Origin of the sequence: Aeromonas sp. 96A (genome assembly GCF_051919165.1) — a bacterium.
Taxonomy (GTDB): Bacteria; Pseudomonadota; Gammaproteobacteria; order Enterobacterales; family Aeromonadaceae; genus Aeromonas; species Aeromonas veronii.
In genome coordinates, this window is the sequence record NZ_JBQBFE010000001.1 from 1,871,347 (window position 1) to 1,895,051 (window position 23,705).

The 23,705-nt window shown below is 52.8% G+C and carries 22 protein-coding genes and 1 pseudogene; 12 read left to right on the forward strand and 11 right to left on the reverse strand.

The window, feature by feature from the left end:
• Positions 1-31: 31 nt before the first annotated feature.
• The 5 genes from agaV to kbaZ all read right to left on the reverse strand — a co-directional run bounded on the left by agaV (position 32) and on the right by kbaZ (position 5,644).
• Positions 32-532 carry a PTS N-acetylgalactosamine transporter subunit IIB gene (agaV, locus tag ACTG2W_RS08430; RefSeq protein WP_245147388.1) on the reverse strand — a complete coding sequence of 167 codons (501 nt, stop codon included), beginning with the start codon at positions 530-532 and terminating at the stop codon, positions 32-34.
• A 432-nt stretch (positions 533-964) separates the two neighbouring features.
• Entirely contained in the window at positions 965-1,819 is an 855-nt protein-coding gene (locus tag ACTG2W_RS08435) for a tagatose bisphosphate family class II aldolase (RefSeq protein ID WP_107682504.1), read from the reverse strand.
• Positions 1,810-3,009, reverse strand: coding sequence for an N-acetylglucosamine-6-phosphate deacetylase (gene nagA, locus ACTG2W_RS08440; protein ID WP_245147387.1), 1,200 nt, complete (start codon positions 3,007-3,009; stop codon positions 1,810-1,812). The genes ACTG2W_RS08435 and nagA overlap by 10 nt, the downstream gene beginning before the upstream one ends.
• A gap of 124 nt (positions 3,010-3,133) precedes the next feature.
• Positions 3,134-4,336, reverse strand: a complete 1,203-nt coding sequence (locus tag ACTG2W_RS08445; protein ID WP_245147386.1) for an SIS domain-containing protein — start codon at positions 4,334-4,336, stop codon at positions 3,134-3,136.
• Between the two features lie 12 nt (positions 4,337-4,348).
• Positions 4,349-5,644 (reverse strand): tagatose-bisphosphate aldolase subunit KbaZ, encoded by a 1,296-nt coding sequence (gene kbaZ / locus ACTG2W_RS08450; protein ID WP_167566996.1) that lies wholly within the window; start codon positions 5,642-5,644, stop codon positions 4,349-4,351.
• A gap of 279 nt (positions 5,645-5,923) precedes the next feature.
• Between kbaZ and ACTG2W_RS08455 the strand changes: the two genes are divergently transcribed.
• The 3 genes and pseudogenes from ACTG2W_RS08455 to ACTG2W_RS08465 all read left to right on the forward strand — a co-directional run bounded on the left by ACTG2W_RS08455 (position 5,924) and on the right by ACTG2W_RS08465 (position 8,190).
• Positions 5,924-6,730 carry a DeoR family transcriptional regulator gene (locus ACTG2W_RS08455; RefSeq protein ID WP_245147385.1) on the forward strand — a complete coding sequence of 269 codons (807 nt, stop codon included), beginning with the start codon at positions 5,924-5,926 and terminating at the stop codon, positions 6,728-6,730.
• 74 nt (positions 6,731-6,804) lie between these two features.
• A pseudogene (locus ACTG2W_RS08460) lies at positions 6,805-7,075 on the forward strand (transposase); the annotation flags it as partial.
• A gap of 86 nt (positions 7,076-7,161) precedes the next feature.
• Positions 7,162-8,190 carry an IS110 family transposase gene (locus ACTG2W_RS08465; RefSeq protein WP_245147384.1) on the forward strand — a complete coding sequence of 343 codons (1,029 nt, stop codon included), beginning with the start codon at positions 7,162-7,164 and terminating at the stop codon, positions 8,188-8,190.
• 416 nt (positions 8,191-8,606) lie between these two features.
• Here the strand turns inward: ACTG2W_RS08465 and ACTG2W_RS08470 are convergent, their stop codons facing one another.
• Entirely contained in the window at positions 8,607-9,290 is a 684-nt protein-coding gene (locus ACTG2W_RS08470; protein WP_421308846.1) for an inovirus Gp2 family protein, read from the reverse strand.
• Positions 9,291-9,793: 503 nt separating this feature from the next.
• Entirely contained in the window at positions 9,794-9,970 is a 177-nt protein-coding gene (locus tag ACTG2W_RS08475; RefSeq protein WP_245147382.1) for a helix-turn-helix transcriptional regulator, read from the reverse strand.
• 451 nt (positions 9,971-10,421) lie between these two features.
• On the opposite strand from ACTG2W_RS08475, the gene ACTG2W_RS08480 reads away from it, so the two are divergent.
• Positions 10,422-11,381, forward strand: a complete 960-nt coding sequence (locus tag ACTG2W_RS08480) for a hypothetical protein (RefSeq protein WP_245147381.1) — start codon at positions 10,422-10,424, stop codon at positions 11,379-11,381.
• 167 nt (positions 11,382-11,548) lie between these two features.
• On the opposite strand, the gene ACTG2W_RS08485 is transcribed toward ACTG2W_RS08480, so the two are convergent.
• Together ACTG2W_RS08485 and ACTG2W_RS08490 are read right to left on the reverse strand one after the other, a co-directional pair.
• Entirely contained in the window at positions 11,549-12,640 is a 1,092-nt protein-coding gene (locus ACTG2W_RS08485; protein ID WP_440016167.1) for a tyrosine-type recombinase/integrase, read from the reverse strand.
• Positions 12,641-12,675: 35 nt separating this feature from the next.
• The gene (locus tag ACTG2W_RS08490; protein WP_440016168.1) at positions 12,676-12,873 is read right to left on the reverse strand and encodes a hypothetical protein; all 198 of its coding nucleotides are present in this window, start codon (positions 12,871-12,873) and stop codon (positions 12,676-12,678) included.
• A gap of 386 nt (positions 12,874-13,259) precedes the next feature.
• Here ACTG2W_RS08490 and ACTG2W_RS08495 point away from each other — a divergent pair, with 386 nt between their 5' ends.
• The 4 genes from ACTG2W_RS08495 (at position 13,260) to ACTG2W_RS08510 (ending at position 19,064) form a co-directional block, all read left to right on the forward strand.
• On the forward strand, positions 13,260-14,144 hold the full coding sequence (locus tag ACTG2W_RS08495; RefSeq protein WP_128836358.1) for a DMT family transporter: 885 nt from the start codon (positions 13,260-13,262) through the stop codon (positions 14,142-14,144).
• A gap of 105 nt (positions 14,145-14,249) precedes the next feature.
• On the forward strand, positions 14,250-16,187 hold the full coding sequence (locus ACTG2W_RS08500) for a methyl-accepting chemotaxis protein (protein ID WP_128836359.1): 1,938 nt from the start codon (positions 14,250-14,252) through the stop codon (positions 16,185-16,187).
• Between the two features lie 501 nt (positions 16,188-16,688).
• On the forward strand, positions 16,689-18,095 hold the full coding sequence (locus ACTG2W_RS08505) for an OprD family outer membrane porin (RefSeq protein ID WP_040068554.1): 1,407 nt from the start codon (positions 16,689-16,691) through the stop codon (positions 18,093-18,095).
• A gap of 141 nt (positions 18,096-18,236) precedes the next feature.
• A complete protein-coding gene (locus ACTG2W_RS08510) occupies positions 18,237-19,064 on the forward strand; it encodes an SDR family oxidoreductase (protein ID WP_005338730.1) in 828 nt (275 codons plus the stop codon).
• 91 nt (positions 19,065-19,155) lie between these two features.
• On the opposite strand, the gene ACTG2W_RS08515 is transcribed toward ACTG2W_RS08510, so the two are convergent.
• A complete protein-coding gene (locus ACTG2W_RS08515; RefSeq protein ID WP_106842332.1) occupies positions 19,156-19,488 on the reverse strand; it encodes a DUF1904 family protein in 333 nt (110 codons plus the stop codon).
• Positions 19,489-19,576: 88 nt separating this feature from the next.
• Here ACTG2W_RS08515 and ACTG2W_RS08520 point away from each other — a divergent pair, with 88 nt between their 5' ends.
• The 4 genes from ACTG2W_RS08520 (at position 19,577) to ACTG2W_RS08535 (ending at position 23,167) form a co-directional block, all read left to right on the forward strand.
• A complete protein-coding gene (locus tag ACTG2W_RS08520) occupies positions 19,577-20,464 on the forward strand; it encodes a TraB/GumN family protein (protein ID WP_106842331.1) in 888 nt (295 codons plus the stop codon).
• A gap of 136 nt (positions 20,465-20,600) precedes the next feature.
• Positions 20,601-20,780 (forward strand): DUF3149 domain-containing protein, encoded by a 180-nt coding sequence (locus ACTG2W_RS08525; RefSeq protein WP_005338733.1) that lies wholly within the window; start codon positions 20,601-20,603, stop codon positions 20,778-20,780.
• Between the two features lie 187 nt (positions 20,781-20,967).
• Positions 20,968-21,549: a DNA endonuclease SmrA gene (gene smrA / locus ACTG2W_RS08530; protein ID WP_005338734.1), complete on the forward strand. Its 582-nt coding sequence runs from the start codon at positions 20,968-20,970 to the stop codon at positions 21,547-21,549.
• A gap of 139 nt (positions 21,550-21,688) precedes the next feature.
• Complete coding sequence (locus ACTG2W_RS08535; RefSeq protein ID WP_106842330.1) at positions 21,689-23,167, forward strand: carboxypeptidase M32; 1,479 nt, start codon at positions 21,689-21,691, stop codon at positions 23,165-23,167.
• A 115-nt stretch (positions 23,168-23,282) separates the two neighbouring features.
• Here ACTG2W_RS08535 and ACTG2W_RS08540 read toward each other — a convergent pair whose 3' ends face one another.
• Positions 23,283-23,684: a VOC family protein gene (locus ACTG2W_RS08540; RefSeq protein WP_106842329.1), complete on the reverse strand. Its 402-nt coding sequence runs from the start codon at positions 23,682-23,684 to the stop codon at positions 23,283-23,285.
• Between the last annotated feature and the right edge of the window lie 21 nt (positions 23,685-23,705).

Consider the following 23,705-nt stretch of genomic DNA (forward strand, 5'->3'; position numbering starts at 1 on the left):
TTCAATTTGTTTACATTAAGCAAATATTTTATTAGGCAGCATTACTTGCCAATGAGAAAATATCTACTTCCGTTTGATCTGGGGTGTTTTGAATCGTACATGAGACACCATGACTAGCCATCATTTCAAATGCCTTCATATCTACTTCATCAACAGAGACTGTTTTTGTGATTTGTTTTTTACCATCGTGGTAATGCATATTTCCGATATTGCAATGAGTAATCGGAACTCCACCAGAAACTAAGCGAGCAACATCAGTTGGATTATTGCAAAGAATAAAAATTCGCTGTTTTTCCGTTGCATTGTGAATGACATCAATTGTTTTTTGAATTGTGAAGAAGCGGACGGCATATTCCCCACCAGCAGATGCCTTCATCCCTGCTTGCATAAACGCCGCATTAGGTCCCTCCGCCGCCTCGTCATTAGCAACCAATATCAGATTAGCCTCCGAGTGCTTCCCCCATGTGATACGAATTTGGCCATGTAACAAGCGTTCATCAATTCGAGTCCAGACAATATTTGGAGTTGTCATATATCTTCCTATATTATAAATGTACCAACATATGTGCTGGTAAAACCTGAAAATCCGATTTATTCAACGAAAAATGGACACCAAAGTAACTTGTCACGTCTGCAGCTACACAAGCAACAATTCACTTTCCACTTAGTTCAACTTCCTTTAGTCTACCCACCACATAAAAAAAAGGAAACGAAAGTTACCAAAATTGAGATCGCTTTCACAAAGTTCTCATTTTATTCATAAGCAAAACCAAGTGAAACAAAGAAATTGAAACAACGAACTGTGCTTGATTAAATCAATAAAAAGATCTGATTAGCTTTAGAGCATATATTTAATAGCCTTCAACACATAACATACTCATAATGTCACCGCATTGAATCATGTAATCACAATGCCATATTGTGTCTTCGTAATGTTGATTTAGCTCGCTGAAACAAAATCACGTTAAATCTTCCCTTCGCTCATACACATACGAATTTTCGCTGCAACCACCTCTTCCATTGCTGCCATGGCTGGCACCAGATACTGGCGCGGGTCGCTGGCATCCGGATGAGAGCCAAGGAAGGCTTTCATGGCATCGGCGAAGGCGATCTTCAGTTCGGTCGCAACGTTGACCTTGCAGATCCCGAGTTCGATGCAGCGGCGCACATCGGCTTCCGGTACGCCGGAGGCGCCGTGCAGCACCAGCGGAATATCCACCTGCTCGCGAATGGCGGCGAGGCGCGCAAAGTCCAGACGGGGCTCCTCCTTGTAGAGGCCGTGGGCGGTGCCGATGGCCACCGCCAGCGAGTCGATACCGGTGCGGCGGACAAACTCGGCCGCCTTGAGCGGATCGGTAAATTTGGCATGAGCGGCATCGACGATGAGGTCATCCTCCTGACCGCCCAGCTGGCCCAGCTCCGCTTCGACGCTGGCGCCCATGCGGTGGCAGAAGGTCACCACGCTGCGCACCTTCTCGATGTTCTCTTCAAACGGAAAGTGCGAGGCATCGATCATTGCGGAGCGAATCCCCGCTTCGACCTTGCTGTGGATGTCCTGCTCGTCTTCGTGGTGATCCAGATGCAGCACCAGCGGGATGCGATATTCATGGGCGGCAGCCTGACAGATAGAGACCAGATACTCGACCCCGGCATGGCGATAGGTACCCGGGGTGCCAGCCAGGATCACCGGAGAGCGCATGCGAGCGGCAGTGCGGGCTACCACCTGCACGGTTTCCAGGTTGTGGATGTTGAAAGCCGGTACGGCGTAGCCGCGGCGCTGGGCATCTTTGAGCATTTCATGGGAAGAGATCAGATACATAGTGACTCCTGAGCGTCCTGATTGACGCAAGATCCTGAGAAAAGGGAGGAGAGCTGAGTCGGGTTTATCTCCCGGCCAGCCACCCAGATATGTTGTTGATTGAGTTCAGTGGTGAGGGCGAGCAGGTTGGCCTGTTTGCCAACTGCCAGTGAACCGAGGCGATCGGCAATGCCGAGCATCTTTGCTGGTGCCAGTGAGGCCATTGCGATGGCTGCATCGAGCGGTACGCTCGCCAGCTGCACCATGTTGCGTACGGCGCCAAGCAGGGTGAGGGTGCTGCCCGCCAGACCGCCGGTGTCGGTGCGTACCACGCCGTTTTTCATCTCGACCCGATAGTTGCCAAGCAGATAGTGACCATCGGGCATACCGGCGGCGCGCATCGCATCGGTGACCAAGAGCAGACGCTGGCCGGCGCAGCAGTGACAGAGCTTGAGCACGCTCGGGTGGAGATGATGGCCATCGGCGATCAGCTCCAACCAGGCTGTGGGATGGACAAGACCTGCACCGACCATACCAGGTTCGCGGTGGTGCAGGCCGCGCATGCCGTTGAAGCAGTGCACCAGCCCGGAGGCGCCCGCCGCCAGCGCCGCCATGGTGGTGTCGTGATCCGCCGCCGAGTGGCCCAGCATCACCCGCACGCCGTTTGCAACAAGATGGTGAATGGACGCGATGGCGTTGGGCTTTTCCGGTGCCAGCGCGACCACTTTCAGGCTGCCGCGCGCCAGCTGTTGCAGGTGGGTCAGTTCGGCAATATCCAGCTCCCGAAACAGCGCCTGATCGTGGGCGCCCTTGTTGTCCGGCGTGAAGTAGGGCCCTTCCAGATAGCAGCCGAGCAGCTCGGCGCCCGGCATGCCGTGAGCAACGCCATCGGCAATGCGGGCAAGTGCTTGCTCTATCTCGGGGAGTGGGGCGGTGACCGTGGTGGCAAGAAAAGCACCAACCCCTTCTGCCGCCTTGGCCATCGACAAGGTAGCCAAGGCATTGCCATCGCTATCCATGACATCGACACCGGCACCGCCGTGGACATGACCATCGATCAGCGCGGGCACCAGCAGCTCGACATCCAGCGCCGGATCGCCATCAGTGATGGGGTCGATAGCGGTGATGATGCCCCCTTCATGGGTGAGCTCCTGATGTTCCAGCCAACCCTGTTCGGTCAGCAGGCGACGGGCACGGATCCGTGAGGCCATCAAATGCCCTCCTCTACCAAATCCATCGAGTCATCGTGACGCTCTTCACCAGTATGTTCATTCACAATGAAACCGAACCGGCAGTCCCCAGATTGACTCGCGCCCCCCTGCACATGACATTTTTTTAACATGCGGTTAGACATGATTCTTCATCCAATTGCTGCTTCAATTGCTCGGGATGTGGATAGATGGTTACGCCTTGAACGACCCGGTTGACACAGCCACTCGGACATGGGTTGTCAGGATTGATACCCAAAGCCATTGATGTATGAAATGCATAGAACTGGGCATATAGCAGGTAGCAGAATGCTAGTTCTGCATCATCTCCATTCAGAGTCCGTGGAAGGTAGATATGTTCACCAGCCTCGATCCGTGGCTCAGGAAGGTCAGCCAATGCCACTACGCGAGCAGCAACACCATCACGTCGCAGCTCATCCAATAAATCCAAGTCATACTGTCGTGTATAAGGATCATTGGAGATCATGTGCACAATCAGGGTATTGCTATCGACCACGGATTTGGGCCCGTGGCGAAATCCGGTCGGAGAATCAAACATGGCGACTAGGCGTCCGGCAGTCAGCTCTAACAGCTTGAGTGCCGCCTCCTGAGCCACCCCTTGCAGACTGCCACAGCCAAGATAGATAACTCGTTGTGGTAGAGGCGCATTCCATGCAGGCACCGTTTGAACGATCTGTTTCAGGATTGCCTCACTCACGACAGCCAGTGAAGTACAAGCATGCTGGTTGAACTGTTTTGGCAACAATACGGCCAAGCAGCTCAACATCATGCTAGTGAGGCTACTTGTCATGGCAAAACTACGATCATTGGTTTGAGGCGGCATCAACAGTGCCAGTGATCGACTATCGTTCTGACAACGCTGATATAGTTTCCCATCAGTATTGCAAGTGAGAACCAAGTGATAGCATTCACTTACCAAACTACTAGCCAAATCAACAGCAGCCACACTTTCAGGGCTATTTCCCGAACGGGCAAACGAGACAAGTAACGTAGGGATGTCTTTGTTAAGGCACTCTTTTGGATCAGTAACGATATCAGTACTGGGTATCGACTCTACTCTACCGTTAATTCGTGCCGATAGATAAGGGGCCAATGCACGCCCAGCAAAAGCAGATGTACCAGCACCAGTCAAAATAATTCGTAGATTACCTTTCATTAATAAAGGAATAATAAATCGGTCTATGGCGACTCTTTCCTTCTCGACCATGCCTAATGTTTCTAACCATGTAGCAGGCTGTTGCTGAATTTCACTCGCAGTAGCAATCCCTTTGGCTGCTATTAATGTCTCTTTTTCATAACCAAGAATCATGACTGTAATACCTCACATCGCCATTTCAGGCTGGGGACAGCAAGCCCGAGAATAGTGCCGCAGCACTTCCTGAACCTGATCAAGAATCAGACTGTGGGGATCTGCAGAAAGCTGTCCCGCACGCACTTTTTGATATTGAATTGGTAGATACTGACTCAGCAGTGGCAATGGAATTTGCTCTTGTTCAAGATTGGCCAACAGACAGGCATACGCTTCATCTACCCGCTGCTCAGGCCAGTAGTAACGAATCCGATCCGAATAGCTGTAACCTCGAGCCAGACGTCTGTCATTAGGACTCCCCTGATAGTGGCTTTGCCAATATCCAGGCTGCTCTAACATGGTCTGCTCGAGCACATCACGTAGTCTTGAACAAGCACTAGCAGTCACTAATTCCGATTCAATAGCAGCCAATGAGAACAACGCTTCACGCAAAGCAAACGTGAGTGCAGGCCCGACCTTGAGAATTGCAAAGTGATCACGTACTAACTGCTGGTAAGCCTGAGGTGTTTGATAATCCGTCGAGTGGGCTTCAAACACCATGTGGGGGTATTCCTTGATCAACAGACTCAAGCCAATAGCCTTGCCACTTTGATAATCAACCACTCTCGTATGATCAAATTCAACGCCCGGCTGCACGACTAACGCAATGACCCGTGACCATACATCCCCCAAACCATGACGAGTAAAGGCCGCTCGATGTGCTTCCAATGTATAACGCGCAGCCTGAGGTGTTGTTACCGCAAGTTCTGAGAGATCTTCATGCGCCCCACCAGGAACGGGTACTTCGGTGCCAATTACATAAATCAGGTCGCAGCGCCCAAACTTCTCGTAACAAGTACGCTCAGCAACTACCGCAAGCCTAGCTGCACGTTCGGCAACCACTTCATCACTGAGTGATAAGGGGTCATCTGAACAAGCCATACTGCAGTCAAGATGGATTTTTTTGAAACCTGCCGCCACATATGTGGCAATAAGCGTTTCTGCATGTGCCATGGCTTCGGAAGCAGAAAGTCCCTGCCATCGATTTGGACCCAAGTGATCGCCACCAAGGATCACCATCTCACGCTCAACACCACAGCGATCTGCCAACTGATATAAACGTTCGCGAAAATCTGCTGGTGTCATACCGGTATAGCCACCAAATTGATCCACTTGATTAGAGGTGGCCTCGACCAGCAGAACGTTTCCTTCTCTCTTAGCCAGCGTTAATGCAGCTTCCAGCACTAACGGGTGAGCAGAACATACCGAGGTGATGCCAACTGCTTCCCCATTCTTGTTTCTTTCTATTAACTGAGCGATACCTTTCACTTCTCCTCCAAGGCCATCGAAAAACCAGCCGTGACATTTCATTTCATTTCTAAAAAGATAAACCCAATGAAAACGAAATGAAATGAAATGACATGTTTTTTATGAACCAGATCACGAAAAACAAAAGGAAAAGAAAGGACTTTGACTGAAGTGATTTTTTTGTCACAAAGCGCAAGGCCAAGACTTGATTTGGATTGTCCACTAAGCGTTAATACGCAAAATGCAATAAAGTGAAAGTCCATGTGCAGACAGGACAACTAATACGGACAGAGCGGAATAATGCAAATTACCGAGAAAAATCCCATCGGCACCAGTGAGCGCCGTGAGCGTATCATCCAACAACTACGTAGCCATGGAAGTGTGCAAGTAAATGATTTATCAACACATTTTAAGGTTTCAACCGTCACAATTCGTAACGATCTGGCTTTCCTCGAAAAGCAAGGAGTCGCGGTACGCGCCTATGGGGGTGCCCTGCTGTGCGAACCTAATCAAGTAGTGCCCGAGCGGACCATTGCCGACAAGAGCGTGCTCAATACGCCGGTCAAACAGAGGATAGGCGCACTGGCGGCCACACTAGTACAGCCTGGGTGTCGTATTATCCTAGATTCGGGCACTACAACTCTGGAGGTAGCTCGCCATCTACGCGAGCATCAGGAGATCCTAGTGATGACCAACGGAATGAATGTAGCCAATGCTCTGCTTGAGGCGGAGGGGGTAGATCTGCTGATGACAGGCGGCCATCTGCGCCGAAAATCACTCTCGTTTTATGGTGCGCAGGCCGAACAATCCCTGCAAAACTACCATTTTGACCTGCTATTTCTCGGGGTGGATGGCATCGACCTCGAACGTGGTGTCAGTACTCATCACGAGGACGAAGCACGCCTTAATCGCTGCATGTGTCAAGTAGCAGAGCGGATCATTGTAGTCACCGACGCCAGCAAATTTCGTCGTTCTAGTCTGCATAAGATCATCGATACCACACGTATTCATACCCTGATCACCGATGATTCACTGCCTGCAGAAGTGCTGACTGGCTTGCGTCATGCAGGGATTGAGGTACTGTTAGTACCGAATGATTCCCACTAGTCGGTGTTGTAGCCCAAATCGATGCGGCTGAATGGGACGAATTACAGGGAGACCTTCACCTTCAATTCTTCATTATGAGCAAAACGCTTCTCCCCATCCCCAACTGGCCTAAATGCTACAAGCTTCTGATTAACCGTGGCTCACTCACCTTCAGGGTTGATGCCGAGGCCATGCGCAACTTGTTTCACCATGACCATCACGGACGAAGGGGCCAAAGCCAGCTTTGCACTGATCAGAGCATCTCGACCTTCCTGATGCTCAAGGGGATTGTCAGCATCACTCAGCGGGTTACTCGACTCCCTGTTCAAGTTGAGGAACGTATCGCTTTGTGACCCCGATTATAGCTAATGGGATGGTCGCCCCTCCCCAAAATGGCATCAGAGTGCCAAAGTGGCGAATGTAAGTTCCCACTGATGAGAGAGGCGACCACCATGAAGGCTACGACTATCGGCATCGATCTGGCAAAACATCTCTTCCAATTACATGGCGTTGATCAACAAGGCAAGACGGTCCTCAAGCGACAGTTGAAGCGGGATCAGATGCTCTCATTCTTTAGCAATCTTCCTCCTAGCCTGATCGGCATGGAGGCATGCGGCAGTACCCATTACTGGGCCAATAAACTGCAAGGAATGGGGCATACTGTCAAACTGATGGCGCCGCAGTTCGTGAAGCCCTATGTGAAGACCAACAAGAACGATGCTGCGGATGCAGAAGCTATCTGCGAAGCCGTCACCCGACCCAATATGCGGTTTGTGCCAATAAAAAATGGCGAGCAGTTAGCCGTGTTGTCGCTACATCGTGCAAGGCAAGGGTTCGTCAAAGCCAGAACGGCACAAGCTAATCAAATCAGGGGCATGCTGGCTGAACATGGCATCATTGTCCCTAAAGGTATTGCATACATTAACCCACGATTGCCCGAGATCTTGGAGGACGCAGAGAACGACCTACCCGGAATTTTTCGTCAATTAATTGAGCGTTTAGGGGAGCACCTCAAAGAGCTCACCAAGCAGGTGAATGAACTGGAAGAGCAGATCTGGAGTTGGCACAAAGAAAACTCGGCAAGTCAGAAGCTGGCTAAGATGCCAGGTATTGGTCCTCTCACGGCCAGTGCACTGGTTGCGTCTATCGGCGATGCAAAGCAGTTCGAAAATAGCCGCCAGCTAGCAGCCTGGCTGGGTTTGGTACCCAAGCAACATTCCAGCGGTGGCAAGCCGACCCTATTGGGGATAAGCAAACGCGGTGACATCTATTTACGCACACTGCTGATCCACGGTGCTCGCGCCGTGCTCCGGGTCGCTGAGCGTAAGACGGAGTACGCAGGAAGCTGGCTTGCGGGGGTCATGGAGCGACGTAACCATAATGTAACGGTAGTGGCACTGGCCAACAAGAATGCACGCATCATCTGGGCATTACTTGCCCATGAGCGCGAGTACGATGCTGATTACGCAGTAGCGGCCTAAGCTCAATAGTCAGCACAAGAACTGTGTTTCATCGCAAGCGTGACAAAGTATCGAGTTAACAACCAGCGTTAGAAAGTATCACCGATTGCACGGGCGATCATGACGTGATGGCGAGGCAGGTCAGACCGTGACTGGCAAAACCCGACAGACACAGGGCACTAATAAGTGCGTTTAGCTGATAGAGGAGCCAGTCAGTGAATTCCATCAGGGATAGGGGCTGTTGCCTCGGTGAAATCCGGATCTATGGCTGCAATCTCAACCTAACTCACTTTCATTGATTGAGGGCTTGGCAAACCGGGGCGACCATCTATGAATACCCTTGGCCTACCTGTCAGAAAGCCCCGAGTGTAGCGGTCGCAGGGGCTGGGGCATTTTCTGCTTGATGATTGATTTGGGAAACAACGCCAGTGTAAAGATTACCTTATCAGTTGACTACGCCCAAAATTACGGCTGCCTCTTACTTTTGAGCGTAACTTAAATAAATATGCTGTCCTCTCCAAGAATTTATAAAATTTCTCATTATGCAGGTCAGCATCTCGGCGATCAAATCGATACTCTGCATCATCAGGGAAATGCACCAAAGACGCATAATCAGGGTATGCGAGCCTCAATGCACTACACCAAGCTTTACTGATACGCGTAGCCATGTTATCTCCATCGAAATTAGAGTAATCCCCAAGATGACCGTAATCATCTCGGTTAAATAGTAGCACCACGTGATAATGAGGGTGCTGGCTCGTTACTTGCTCCTTCACCCAGATAAATCCAAAGAAGAATGGTTTACCCGTCTTACCCTTACGGTGACGTGCCGCCTGTATGTGGCTTTTTAGTGAAGCTATAAAGCGCTTAATAACCTTTTCCTCCTCTACCTCCGGTGGAAAACTTGTCGGCATGTCCGGATCATCCATAACTGGTATCTGGGGAAAGCGTAGGTCAACACGCACTGCAAACACTCGTGGGTGTTTATTCAAGAAGTTAGCGATTACCTCCACGGATGTTTTCAACTGTTCAAAAGATATTGAACCATACTTAGCCTCAGCCACAACTCGTAAGTTTTCTAGCTCGTCGGCTATTAAATGATACCCGAATTTTGATTTCATATAAGTTCCTATAGCACGCATGGAATACCTATACCCGTTGGTTAGATACTCAGGTGACTTCACTTATCGTAATTAATGAGGATTGCTACGTAAAACTTTACGGACAACTGATACTGTTCTCTCTTATCAAACCACTAGGTTGATATACCAACCTGCATTTAGCACTCTGTGCATTACATATACTTTGTTATGCAGATCTATACAGCTAATGGCTTATATCTGATGTACAAGCCTGATGTGCATCTGATTGGTATACACGATGTGTATATATAACATGTTCTCGTTCACATACCCTTTGATACACTCTGATGGTGTATCACTCTCACCCTCGATATATCTCCTACCCCCTCTACCTTGTTATACACCTTGTGTGTATATGTAATACTATTACCGAACTGAGTGACATTCTAAATCGCCGAGAAAAGCTTGGTTATTTTCGATAAGCGCTCGATAATGCCGAGCATTAAGACAAAAAATTTACTCTGAACTTAGCTCGATACCTCCTATCTGGCAGATGCCTTCAAATCAATCCATTCAATTACTTCACACAGCTTCCAAGCGACCGCACGAGGCCCTAAAGAAATGGCACCTGGAAATTCCCCCTTACTCATCAAGCGATAAATTGTCGCTTTGGATAAGGTAGTCATTTCGATGACTTCTTTCAGCTTAATCAACTTCATGTTATCTCTCCGTTATTTCTTCATAACGAAGGACCTCATGTGAAAAATTACCATCCGAAGAAAACCACTATCTAACCGTTCTAATCTCAATCTCATTAATTAGTAGAGTAAATTTACTACCTCCCACAACTGAATAATAAAGCCCAGCCTCCACTGAACTTTGTGTGATAAACTCATGAAGAAATAACTTTACTGACACACACAGTAATTCATAGCACACCAAACAAGATCAGGAACCAAACCATCAGATACATAGGGAGCTTAAAGCCAGACACCCTAGACACCCCAGACACCCCAGACACCCCAGACACCAGTTGACACTAGCCTGCACCAGGCCAAACATAAAAAACACGTGAAATGCATCACAAAACCCCACAAAAAACACTCATGAAACGCACATAAAACACACAATAAAAACTACAATGTAGTTTTAAGTTATTGGGGTGAAAATATGGCAGTCTGGGCGGATGGAAAAGTTATCAGAACACAGTTACTCGACAGATACTTCGTTGATTATCTTTGGTATAGAACATGTGAAATAAATGCGTATTCAGTATGCATAATTCCTACAGCTGAGAATCTTGAAAACGAACTATCAAGAGCCAGCTTAGAACCTAACGCCCAAAAATTCATGTCTGAAAATCATATTAGAGACGATTCACCACTTAACCTCGACCGATTTATAAAAATACTCCACAAAGAATATTCCCGAAATTGTATTTCCAACAATGACCTCTCTTGGATAGATGATAAAAACACTCGATTGCTTTGTTACATTTGGCGAACCTTAAGTCATTTAATACTTGAAAGCACTCCTAATGGAATATTTAACTATAATTTCAAGCTTGAACTTGGTGAAACTGTACAGCCGAATAATATTCAAAGAGTTGTGAGAGTAAACGAAATCACAAACAGGAATATAAGTGTATTTTTAATTATCTGTTGCATCAATAGACTGCAAATTGACAAAGTTAATAAATTGCAGATATTAGAGAAGATAAAACAGGCGTCTTCATATGCTATAGATAATCAAGAAATCACACATTGGCTAAAAAAAGATGAAAAGCAAAAAATCCCTTGGATGTATGATTACTTGCGTGGTACTAGGTCAGATTATATTCCGCTAGTACCTCGAGGCTCAATTGGAGTTCGAGATGATATTATTTCATTTTTTGATGTGACGCGAACATTCAATGAGGATAGCTCAAAACTTATTGCACTCACCATGAAAAAATCATGGAGCCAGAGAAAATACAGAGATAAAAACAAAGATAAGAAACAATACAGTATAAACATGAGCCAAGATATTGGCGATATTCTTGATAAACTTAGCTTAGCTAGAAATGAAAATAAAAATAAAATCGTTGAGGCGCTGATCAGGGCTGAGTACGAGAAAATTGCTATAACTTGAATTCCACAATTGAATAGATATAAAAATTGAATTATCCACCAGTTTTGATTTAATTTAAACCATTGAGGGCAATTTAGAGATTATTAAAGTTAATTCAGTGTAAACAAAATCAATATGGACTAAACTATTTAATAGTTTAGTCCATCACTCAGCATTATCATAGCCACTTATTTTCTATTAAAACTCACTTTCACAACGTTCTTGAATGCTGCTTCAGCAGCAGGATCTTGCATCACCTCATCGGCTACCAGTCGGCCCCAATTAATCCATACAAGGCGGGTTTTCTCGGTATGCCGTGAACGATGGTAAGTTCTAATCAGTTTGTTAATAGGAGTGTGATTCAAACAAAGCTCAATCACTCTTTCCTCAATATCTAGTCTTTCCGCCCAGTTAGTAGCCGCACTACGCCGTAAATCATGGACAGTAAATGGTTCCATATCAGCTAAACATCTGGCAATGAATCGTCTTAGTGCTCGTGTAATTGAGTCGACTAAAATTGGCTCTATTTCATCATTTTTTGGACGATCAGATTCGAATACGAAATCACCATTGGCATACTGCCCCTGTTCCTCAATTACTGATCTTGCTTGAGGAGAAATAAAGACTGTATGAGCTCTACCATTTTTTGTTTCTGGTATGGTCCATATATCATCCTTGATCTGTGAAAAACGCATATTGGCGACTTCACTACGCCGACATCCGGTCAGTATCAATAGCTTGATCGCATTCGCTGCAGGCAGAGAAATAGTAGCATGGCGAGAAACGCCCCGTCCCCCAGCAGCCAGGCTGCCGCCGCTCCCCAAGTCCTCATCAATGGCCTTCCATAACCTGCGCAATTCGGGGACAGTCAGCCAACGCTCTCTTGGAGCCCCTGCGCTGGCGCCAAAATCTTTTGGCCGTAATAGCCTTGCCGGGTTAGCTTCAATCAGGCAGTGAACCACCGCATAATCCAACATCTGATTCAGCGTTCCCAACCCCTTACGGGTTTCGTCTTTTGTTGCGCGCCTAGTTATCTCTAACGCTTGTGCCAAGTGGGCACGAGTCAGATCGATTAAGCGAATATTGCCCAAGGTCTTCTTGAGATGACGATTCCAACGATCCTGATGACATTGGAGGGTTTTGGGTTTGACGACCTGAGCAACACGTTGCGCATCGAGCCATCGTCCGAGTAACTCATCCATCGTCAGAGCCGTTTCATTTTTAGCCTTTTCTTGTGCCGCAAACTTGGTGGGGTCAATGCCCCGCTTCACAAGCTGCACGGCTTTCCCATGCTCCTCTCTAGCTTTAGCCAGAGTCAGGGCAGGTAACTCCCCAGCAACAATTCGCCTTCACTACCACCAATCTTGAAGCGATATACAAAACGCTTGAGGCCACTTTCACGGATTTCTATCTTGAGCCCACCACCATGCTTCGATTGAATCGCATAGCGCTTCACTTTAACCCCTTCAACTGGCTTGAGTGACGAGACCTCCAAGTCTTTACTTATCGCCATCCGTACCCCTCCTTGTACCCCTCCAACGCAGTGCATTGGAGTGAGACTTCATGAAACCACTGGATACAAACATATTATGTAACATGCTGTTTTTAATCAAAATATAATCTCATATAAAACCAACTGATTCTATATGAAACTAATAACACCTAGACTCCTAAGGGACAGGCCACTGGTTCGACTCCAGTCGGGAGCGCCATATAAAACAAGGGGTTGACATCGTGATGATGCCAACCCCTTGGTCGTTTTTGGCGACAATGAATCCGACCATCCAACCGTAATGACCCTCTCCTTTCTGCGTTCAGAGCATGCGCTCTCTGATAGACTGCTTCTCTTCGGCTTGTCTTTGAGGCCAAGCCCTGTTTCATCTTGCAAAGGAGTGTTGGATGTCCGGATGTTCCTGGTGGGATAGATCCACCGGTTTTGCCTTGCTGACCATTGTGCTGTGGGCCTCGCTGGCGGCGCTGACGTCACGGGTCACCAGCGTGTCACCACTGGTGCTGGTCGGGCTGGTGCTGTTTTTCTGCGGGGTCGGGGCCTTGCCGTTCTGGCGCCAGTGGCGTGCTCGCCCTTTTACCTGGCTGGTGACGATTACGGCATTGCAGCTCTACCATCTGCTGCTCTTTATGAGCTTTCGCCATGCCCCGGTGCTGGAGGCCAACCTCATCAACTACCTCTGGCCGCTCTGCATCATTCTGTTCACCCCGCTGTTGTTGCCCGGCCATCCACTCCATGCCCATCACCTGCTGGCTGGCGCCTTTGGTCTGGCGGGTTCCATGCTGGTGATGGTCGATGGCGAGCTGCAACTGCAGCAGGCCTATCTGCCGGGATACCTGTTGGCGCTCGGTGCAGCTGTCGTCTGGGGAGCCTACTCGGTATTATCACGCCGTCTGCCGCCAGCCCCCGCCGTGGTCACTGCGGCAGCCTGTCTGCCCGCGGGTTTGCTGGCGCTGCTGCTTGCCCGTCTGCTGGAGGGGCCCCTGCCGCTCGCGCAGATCCCCACCAGTGACTGGTGTCTCATCATCGGGCTGGCGCTGGGCCCTATGGGGGCGGCCTTTGTGACCTGGTATCTGGCACTGCGAGACGGCGATCCACGCCGGATCGGTGCCCTTGCCTACCTGACACCTCTGCTGAGCACCTTGCTGCTGGTGTTGCTCAATGGAGAAACGCTGACCTCGCGCCATCTGCTGGCCGGTGCACTTATCATGGGAGGCGCCCTGCTCGGTATGCTTGGCCAACGCAACAGCGCTCAGGTATCCCCATCCAGTTAAGCCGGCAAGATAGGGCTACCTGACCGTGCTGTCATAAAAACGCCATCATCCCTGTTTAGGCTCTGGCCACGCTCCCCCATGGTCTGTGTTGACAGGAATTACCCCGTGAAAATCGCCCATTACGCCACCCTATCCTCCCTTGTTTTGTTACTGGTTGCGGGAGGACAGGCGCTGGCCCTCTACCACGGCTGGCAACAGCTTGCCCATACCAATCAGGCCCAGCATCAGCACGAGACGCTGCAACAACTGGTAACCGTGACCCTGCAAAACAGCCTGCGTGACTACCTCAACAGCGGCGATCCGCAACAACTGACAGCAGCGGAGAAGGTCCGCCAGCAAGCGCTCTCCTCGCTGGCCGCTCAGGATGATGCCGTGGCGGCCCCGCTCAGACAGCAACTCGAACAGATGGCGCAGCGCATCGCGCACGACTATCAGGCCGCAGGCAAGCTCTCGGGCAACAGCCAGCTGCTGCTGCAAAATGCTGAGAGTGAGCTGGGCAGCCAGGCCATGGCGCTGATCCGCTATGGGGAGCAAGGCGCCAGCACGGAACAATCTGCCGCGGCACAACAATATCGCCGCGGTGCGGCCGAGATCCTGGCGGGCCTGCCGCGCCTCGCCCATTTGCGCCAAAGCTATATGGAGCAGGGCAATGAAAAGCTGCTCGAAGGGATCCGCTTCGAGCTGGAGGCACTGCAAAAACAGGCGCAAGCGCTGCAAGCCTTGCCGCTGATCGGCCTGTATGAAGAGGCTCCCGCCGATGAGTTCACGCTGGGGGAGCCGGTACGCAAGGAGCTGGGAGATCAACCGCGCAGCGAATTACGCTCGCTGCTGGGCCGCTATCCGCAGGAGCTGGCCAACAGCCGCACGGCGCTACAACAGCAACAGGCTGGCCGCCAGACCGTGCAGCAAGACATCATGGCCATGTTGCAAGCGACCAGACAGATGGGGGAACAACTTGCCCGCGAACGGCAAGCCGTCAATCAGGAGCTGGCCACCATCCTCGGCACGCTGGCGCTCTGTCTGGTGATAGTCGCCCTGCTGTTTGCGCTGGTGCAACGACGCTGGCTGCTCACCCCCTTGTTGCGACTGCGCGGAGCTTTTATGCAACTCGATCAGACGGGGCAGGCCGAGCCGTTGCCTGACGGGCGCGATCGCAACGAGCTGGCCGATATTGTTGCCAGCTACAATCGGCTGATCGGTCGCCTGCAACTGGACCAACAACAAAAAGAGGGGCAGCTGTCAGCGGTATCCCTCAGTCTGCAAGGGATGGTCAGTCAGGTTGACGAGATCCACCACAGCACCCGCACCACCGAACAGGTGGTCGACGAGAGCGGCCAGATGATGGATGAGCTGAACCAGCTGGCCGGAGAGGTCCATCAGGTCGCCGCCGACATCGCCCAGCATGCCCACCATAACGAACAGGCGATGAGCCAGAGCGAAGATCTGGTGGGGAGCATGCTACACGCCACTCATCAGACCGGACTGGCGATTGACGAAAGCGATGAGGCGCTGCAAGCCCTCACCCGCTCGGTTGTCGATGTGACGGCCATTGTCGATGTGATCGGTCATATCGCTCAGCAGACCAACTTGCTGGCCCTCAACGCCGCCATCGAAGCGGCCCGCGCAGGGGAACAGGGACGCGGTTTTGCCGTGGTTGCCGATGAAGTGCGCCACCTCTCGGCCAATACCCAGCAATCCCTCAACCAGATCACCGATATTCTGGGGCGCCTGACCCAATCCGGCGAACAACTTGGCACTGTACTGAACCGGATCACCAGCGAATCAAGCCGCCAGCGGGCGCAGGCGGAACAACTGCGCCAGACCACCCAGGCGGTGCGGGAGATCGCCCGCAACACCGCAGTGATCGCCCTGCAGGGGGCCGACAACGCCAAAAGTCAGGAACACAAGCTGGCCAGTTTTGCCGATCTGATCGCCCGTATCCATCAGCATGCCCGTCAGGTGAGTCAGCTCTCGGTGCAGGTCTCCTCCCATATCCACCATCAGGCGCAGCAGATCCCCCGCATCCTCGGCCAGCAAGGCTGACCCCTATTTGCCCCACATCCTCACCAGATCACTTTCCCTCGACCAGAGGGAAAGTTTTTTTGTAGCACAAAATTATCTGTTATCGGCAGGTTAACTGACACCTCTTCCCCCGTACCGGATGAAAACCCGCACTGGCGCTGGCCGCAGCCTCAAGAAAACGCTCTCATCACCGTGATACCTGCCATGAGGCTGTTTACGACCTTGCCCATGATTATTTGCACTCGGTCATACTTTTGAAACGTTGAGGGAACTTTTCATTGATATTTCGCACCGCGAACGTACTCTTGGGGTTGTCCGATAGCCAAGAATCGGAACATAAAAAAACAACATGTGATGATCAGGACTGCCAACTACAGATGTGCCAAGACATCCGGGTTTGCAGGTAGCCAAGACAAGATTTTTTGCCCTTCGGGGTTTTGATTGCAATGCCAATACCGAGCGGTAGGCCCGATGCCAACTGCCGGAAAAAAAGCTAAGTCCATAAAATCAGGAGCAATAAAAATGGAAAAAGTGATCTTCAAGCGCGCCGCTTTGAGTGCCGCTGTGGTAGCCGCTCTGGTCGCCCCCGGTATGGCGTTGGCAGCTCAGGACATGATGAGCCCGGAATACGGCCAGTCCTATGAAACCTTCGTTAAAGACTCCAAACTGACCGGCGGTCTGTTCTACTTCCAGCGTGATCGTCAGCGCATCCAAGGTGGCGCTACTGGCGATGGAAAATATCATTCCAATCTTAGCCATGGTACCGCTCAAGCCGCACTGAACTTTAACTCGGGTTATGCGTGGAACTTTATCGGTCTGGATCTGGGTGGATTTGGTGCCTACGATCTCTCCATCGATGAAAGTAATGGTGTTAACGAAGAAAACGAGTTCAGCTTCATTGGCAGACAATGGGGCGAAAAAATGGATAATTTATCCGAAAATGGATTTAGCTTGTCTAATGCCGCGCTTAAGTTCAATTTTGGTAACACTGGCGTCACCGCAAAAGGTGGTTATACCCAGCTTTACGTTCCCGGTGTGATCGGTGTTAACTGGTCCTATCAACCAGGTACCTATCGTGGTGGCCAAGTCGAAGGCAACTTTGGCGGTCTCTACCTTACTTACGCAATTGCCGATGAATACAAAGCACCGTGGTTTAAAGAGACTGCTGGTTTCTCTAAAAAGACTATGTATGCGGGCAGTTCAGCATTTAGCGATGAAAACAGCATCGACTATATCCACGGTTTAGCTGCTCGTTATACCTTCGAAAATGGCACTGCCGTGACTGGTTCCTTCGGTCAGTCCGAAGGCTATATGGACAGCTACCACTTCAAACTGGCTCACAAGTTTGACGTGCTAGGCGGCCTCTCTACCAGTTATCAATTCTACGGCTCTGAAACCGAAAACAATGACTACGATGGGCTGGCATGGCAGCAAGCTTTGACTGCTGCATGGAACTATGCCCAATATGGCTTCCGCTTGGAAGGGCTGTGGACCAAAGCGGAAGGGGCTTTAGGTAACTACCTGCCTCGCTTGACTACAGGTTACGCAAACTCTCAAGGCGCCAACGAAATTTGGTGGGATTCCCGCTCTGACTGGAACAACCACAACGAGAAGGCATTGTTCGCCGGCGTAACACGTTCTCTGGATGATCTTGTAGGCGCGCCAGGCTGGGCAGTTGGTGTATCCGGTGCCTATGGTTGGGATGCTGAGAATCCCACTACAGGTCTGAAAAATGGGGAAGAGTGGGCTGCCAACTTCGATGTCATGTACACCGTACAAGATGGCAAGTTGAAAGGCACCCTGTTCAAACTGCACTTCACCGACTATAACAACAAGCAAGATGAACTGGGTAGCTGGGCTTATCCCAACATGTTTACCTCCGAGCGTGACGTCAAGTTCCACATAATTGCTCCGTTTACCATCATGTAATCAGGCAATACGATGTCAGCAAACCGGGCCACTTGGCCCGGTTTTCTTTTTGCCGGTTGGCAAGCTAACATGCGAGCCGGATAAGAATTTTACCCGCTCACCTACCCACACGCTTTTGTCAGCAGTCACAAGGACGCCATCATGCCCCGTTTTGTTCTGATCACCGGTTGTTCCAGCGGTATTGGCCTCGCCGCCGCACAGGCGCTGGGGCAGCACGGTTTTACCGTGATCGCCTCGGCACGCAAGGCGGAAGATGTGGCCCGTTTGCAGCAACAGGGATTGCTGGCGGTACAGCTGGATCTGGCGGACCCTGCTTCCATCGAGCTGGGTGCCAGTGCGGCGCTCCATCTGGCGGGCGGACGCCTCTATGGCCTGTTCAACAATGGCGCTTATGGCCAACCCGGGGCGCTGGAAGATCTGCCCACCGAGGCGCTTAGGGAACAATTCAATACCAACCTGTTTGGCTGGCACCATCTGATCCGTCAGGTGCTGCCGCCGATGCTGGAGGCCAAAGAGGGGCGGATAGTGCAGAACAGCTCGGTTCTGGGACTGGTTGCCATGAAGTATCGCGGCGCCTACAACGCCAGCAAATTTGCGCTGGAAGGCTATAGCGATACCCTGCGCCTCGAACTGGCGGGTAGCGGGGTATATATCAGCCTGATTGAACCGGGCCCCATCGATACCCGTTTTCGTGCCAATGCCCGCAGCGCCTTCTTGCGGCACATCGATCCGGCCCAGAGCCGTCATCAGTCGGCCTACCGCCAGACCCTGACGCGGCTGGAAAAAGAGGGGGCCACCAGCGGCTTTACCCTCCCAAGCGAAGCCTGCATCCCGCCGCTGCTCCATGCGCTGACCCACGCCCATCCCAAAGCGCGCTATCCGGTGACCACTCCAACCCGGCTGTTTGCCTTCTTACGACGGGTATTGCCCACTCGCTGGCTCGATAAACTGCTGGCCAAATCGGCCTGATCCCGTGATTGACGATAAGCATCCTGCCGCCCAAGTGGCGTTAGCCGGGTAGCGACGTCACCCGTCCCGCCGACCTGGTTTGTCCCTCTCTTCAATAGTGCTCGCCATTGCTGTAGTAGGCACTCTTGACCAGAGGGATCACCTGCACCACCACATAGGTCTGCTCCCCCAGCACCCGTTTCAAATGGCGCGTGATAAGGCGTGCGGCGGCGTCCTGCATCTCTTGTGGCCGCTCGAACCAGTGCAGCTCGACAAACGGAAAACCCACCTCAGGCTCACCGTAGCGGATCCAGCAGCTCTCCACCCGCTCCATGGTGACAAACTCCGGCTTGCCGCCAGTCAGCTCGCAAAGCTCGGCCAGCAGCGGGCCACTCACCTGTTGCAGGGTATCGAGCGTCACGGCGCGAAAACGAAGATGGGGCATGGCAAACCTCTTGGTTATCTGAAATGAGGACTTATCATAGGGGTTATTGTCAGCAAGAGAAGTCACCCGGCGCACATTAAGGAGCCCCATGAGATTTCATCGCCCCCTCTTTGCCTTCCTGCTCTGCCTGCTGCTACCGCTGCACGCCTTTGCCGATCCCGCCTTCTATCGGGTGAGCAAGGGCAACCAACAACACTGGCTGCTGGGCTCCATCCATGCGGGCAAGCCTTCCCTCTATCCTCTGCCCGAGCCGGTGGAGCGTGCCTGGCTGCAGAGTCGCGCACTGGTGATGGAGGTGGACATGAACAGCATCACGCCGGATCAGTGGCAACAGACCGGCTCCCTCACCCAACTGGTGGATGGCAAACCGCTCAAGGATCATCTGCCTGCCGAGCTCTATCAACGCACCCTGATGGCGGGCGCCCGCTATGGCATCGACGAGGCTACCCTCGCCACCCTGCGCCCCTGGTTTGCCGCCATTACCCTGACCCAGGCCGCCATGGCCCGCTCCGACTTCAAGAGTGAACTCGGGATAGACCAGCACTTTGCCGTCCGGGCCGCCAAAGAGGGCAAACCGGTAGTGGGTTTTGAAACCCTGCTGGAGCAGCTCGGTTATCTGGCCAGCGTGGGTGACAACCAGACCCTGATGCTCGCCAGCACCCTGGATGAGCTACCGATGCTGGAGAGTGGTTTCGCCGCCGTGATGAAGGCGTGGCAGCAGGGGGATGAGGCGACGCTGATCAATCTGCTCAAGGAGGAGATGGCCCCGCCCGCGCTACAGAGCTGGATGGAGCAGACTCTGCTGGCCGAGCGCAACCACAACTGGCTGAAGAAATGGTCCGCCCTGCCCAACGAGAGCTTTATCGTGGTAGGCGCCCTGCACCTTTACGGCGAACAGGGGTTGCTGGCGTTGCTGGAGCAGCAAGGGTGGCGCATTACCCCGCTCACCACACCGGGCCCTGTGCAGGCTCGGTAGCAAGGAGTCCAGTGAGAATGATCACAGAACACACTGGTTATTAAACAACCTGCAAGGGAGTTGATCGGGATCATCCCGGACGGGGCAAAGAGGTATTTATCATACCTGTCATCAACCGGGTGACAGGAGCAATAAAATGGACTTTTGGCTGGACCTGATGTTTGGCAACAGCGTGGGATTGATGTCGATGCTGGTGATTATCGGCACCTTCTTGCTGATCAGCTCTTACGCGGCCTACTTCATCTACAAGGTGATGCACTCGCAACCGCCTCATTCACAGCAACCCCATTCTCAACAGCCCAAAGAGGGCAAGTAATCCTCTGACCACAGGCGGCAGTTCACACTGACCGCCTGTGCTGTTTTATGGTTCGCGACTGTGCTTCCCGGGCCAGGCTGCACCAGCGTCCATGCCGGGTGCCCCTTATCCCCTCCCCCTTTCCCCGTTTTCTGTGCCGGTTACGACCGTTATAATGGCCCCCACTTTTTCTTATGGGGAGCCTGCCGTGTCTCATAACGACGAACTCTCGCTATTTATGAATGAAGTGGCCGACGTGCGGCCCATTCGCAGCGACAACATCCATCCCCATGCGGCCAAATCCGCCCCCACCGAGGCGCAGCTCGCTCGCCGTCAGGCTGCCACCGCCGAACAACTCGCCCTCGACCACCTCACCATGGAGGCCATCGAGATGCGCGATCCGCACGAAATCGTCGGCTTCAAACGCGATGGGGTGCAGGAGGGGGTCTACAAGAAGCTGCGGCTCGGCAAATACGAGCTACAGGCCAGCCTGGACTTGCACCAGAAAACCCTCAACGAAGCGCGCCAGACGCTGGTGCAGTTCATTGCGGATTGTGAAGTCCGGGATATCCGCTGCCTGCTGATCCTGCACGGCAAGGGGGAGCGCAGCACCCCGCGCGCCCTGCTGAAAAGCTATGTGAGCGCCTGGTTGCCGCAACTGCCCGCCGTCATGGCGATCCACAGCGCAGAGCGTCGCCACGGCGGCAGCGGCGCGCTCTATGTGCTGCTGCGCAAAAGCGAACGCAAAAAAGCGGAAAACCGCGAACGGCACCAGAAGCGGCTCGGCTAATCCGCGTTTCGCCCCCCACGCCTTTGGCCCGCCTGCATGAAGGTGGTCAACTATACAGCGGCGGTGTTAGCATCGAACGGCCCCGATCATGCCAGGTACGGGGCGGCATACCATCAGGGACGATAACAAGGACAATCCCATGTCATATCAAAAGCTTGAACAACATCAGCAGCAGATCCACCGCTTTAGCCACCTCGCCGCCATCTGCGGCTGGGATCAGGCGGCCATGATGCCGGAAGGGGGCAACGATGCCCGCGCCGAAGCGATGGCCGAACTCGGTCTGCTAATCCACCAGAAGCGTACCGCTCCCGAGCTGGGCGACTGGATTGCCAAGGCCGAGAGTGAGCCGCTGGATGAAGTACAACGCGCCAACCTCGGCGAAATCAAGCGCCAGTGGCAAGATGCCAGCCTGCTGCCCGGTGAGCTGGTCGAAGCGCTGTCGCTCGCTGGCAGCAAGTGCGAGCACGCCTGGCGCAGCCAGCGCAAGAACAACGACTGGGCCGGTTTTGCTCCCAATCTCGAGGAGGTGGTGAAACTCTCCCGTGAAGTGGCGCAACTGCGAGCCGATGCGCTTGGCGTGCGCCCCTACGACGCCATGCTGGCCCTCTATGAGCCGGGCATGACCAGCGCACGGCTCGATCAGATCTTCGGCGATCTCGCCAGCTGGCTGCCGGCTCTTATCCAGACCGTGAGTGAACAACAAAAGGGCGATGCCCTGCTGCTGCCGCAAGGCCCCTTCCCCATCCCCACCCAGCAGGCGCTCGGTCAGGAGGTAATGGGGCTGCTCGGCTTTGATTTCGCACACGGTCGCCTCGATGTGAGCAGTCACCCCTTCTGTGGCGGCGTGCCGACCGACGTGCGGATCACAACACGCTATAACGAGCAGGAGTTTGTCTCCAGCCTGATGGGCATAGTGCACGAGACCGGCCACGCCCGTTACGAACAGGGGCTGCCGCGCCATCTGCTGGGTCAGCCGGTGGCCGAAGCGCGCTCCATGGCGATCCACGAGAGTCAGAGCCTGTTTTGCGAGATGCAGCTGGGGCATCATCCGGCCTTCCTCGCGCTGCTGGCACCACGCATTCGTCACCACTTCGGCGAGCAGGCGGCGTTTGCGCCGGACAATCTGGCCAAGCTCTACAGCCGGGTCGAGCCGGGCTTTATCCGGGTCGATGCGGACGAGGTGACCTATCCGGCCCACGTTATCCTGCGCTACGAGCTGGAGCGCGATCTGGTGGAAGGGAAGATCGAGGTGGCCGACATCCCCGAGCTGTGGGATGCCAAGATGCAGCAGTGGCTGGGGCTCTCCACCAAGGGCAACTACCGCAATGGCTGCATGCAGGATATTCACTGGACCGACGGCTCGTTTGGCTACTTCCCGAGCTACACCCTGGGCGCCATGTATGCCGCCCAGCTGCGCTTTGCCCTCGAGAAAGAGCTGGGCAGCATGGGTGAGGTGATCGCGGCGGGCCGCCTGCCGGAGATCTTCGGCTGGCTCGGACGCAACATCTGGTCACAGGGGAGCCGGCACAGTACCGACGAGCTGGTGCGCCGCGCCACCGGTGAAGCGCTCAACCCGCACTGGCTGCGCCAGCATCTGGAACAGCGCTACCTGAAGTAATGAGCGCAGTAAGCTAACGCAGAACGGGGCCCTTTTTAGTTGACCACTACAGGGCCCCGTTTTTATGGCGGTGCATGGCACAGCACGCCGCCACCATGCTGTAAAAAGAGAAAATTCAGAGAGGATCAGGGGAACCCAGCAACTCGCGCAGTTGCAGGATATTGCCCTCAGGGTCGAAGGCGTTGCGCACCACAAAGCCGGGCCCCGTCCACTGCTGTGACAACAAACCGCCGCCGAGATCCGCCGCCTTCGCTTCTGCCCAAGCGAGGCTGGAGACGGTGAAGAACAGCTTGATGGCCCCCTCTTCCCGCAGTGCCGGCGGCCGCTTGATAACGACTTGCCCGGCATAAGGCTCAGGAATGGCGTGGATCAGCAGCTGGATATCGCTGTTTTCCAGCACCACCAGCTGCTCATCCTGACTGCAGACCACCATCTGCAGCAAGGTACGGTAAAAGTGGGTCAGCAGGCCCGGATCCTTGGCATAGATCAGGGCACCGGCGCGAGCGGGGCCTGGCATGGAGCTCTCCTCAACAGTGAA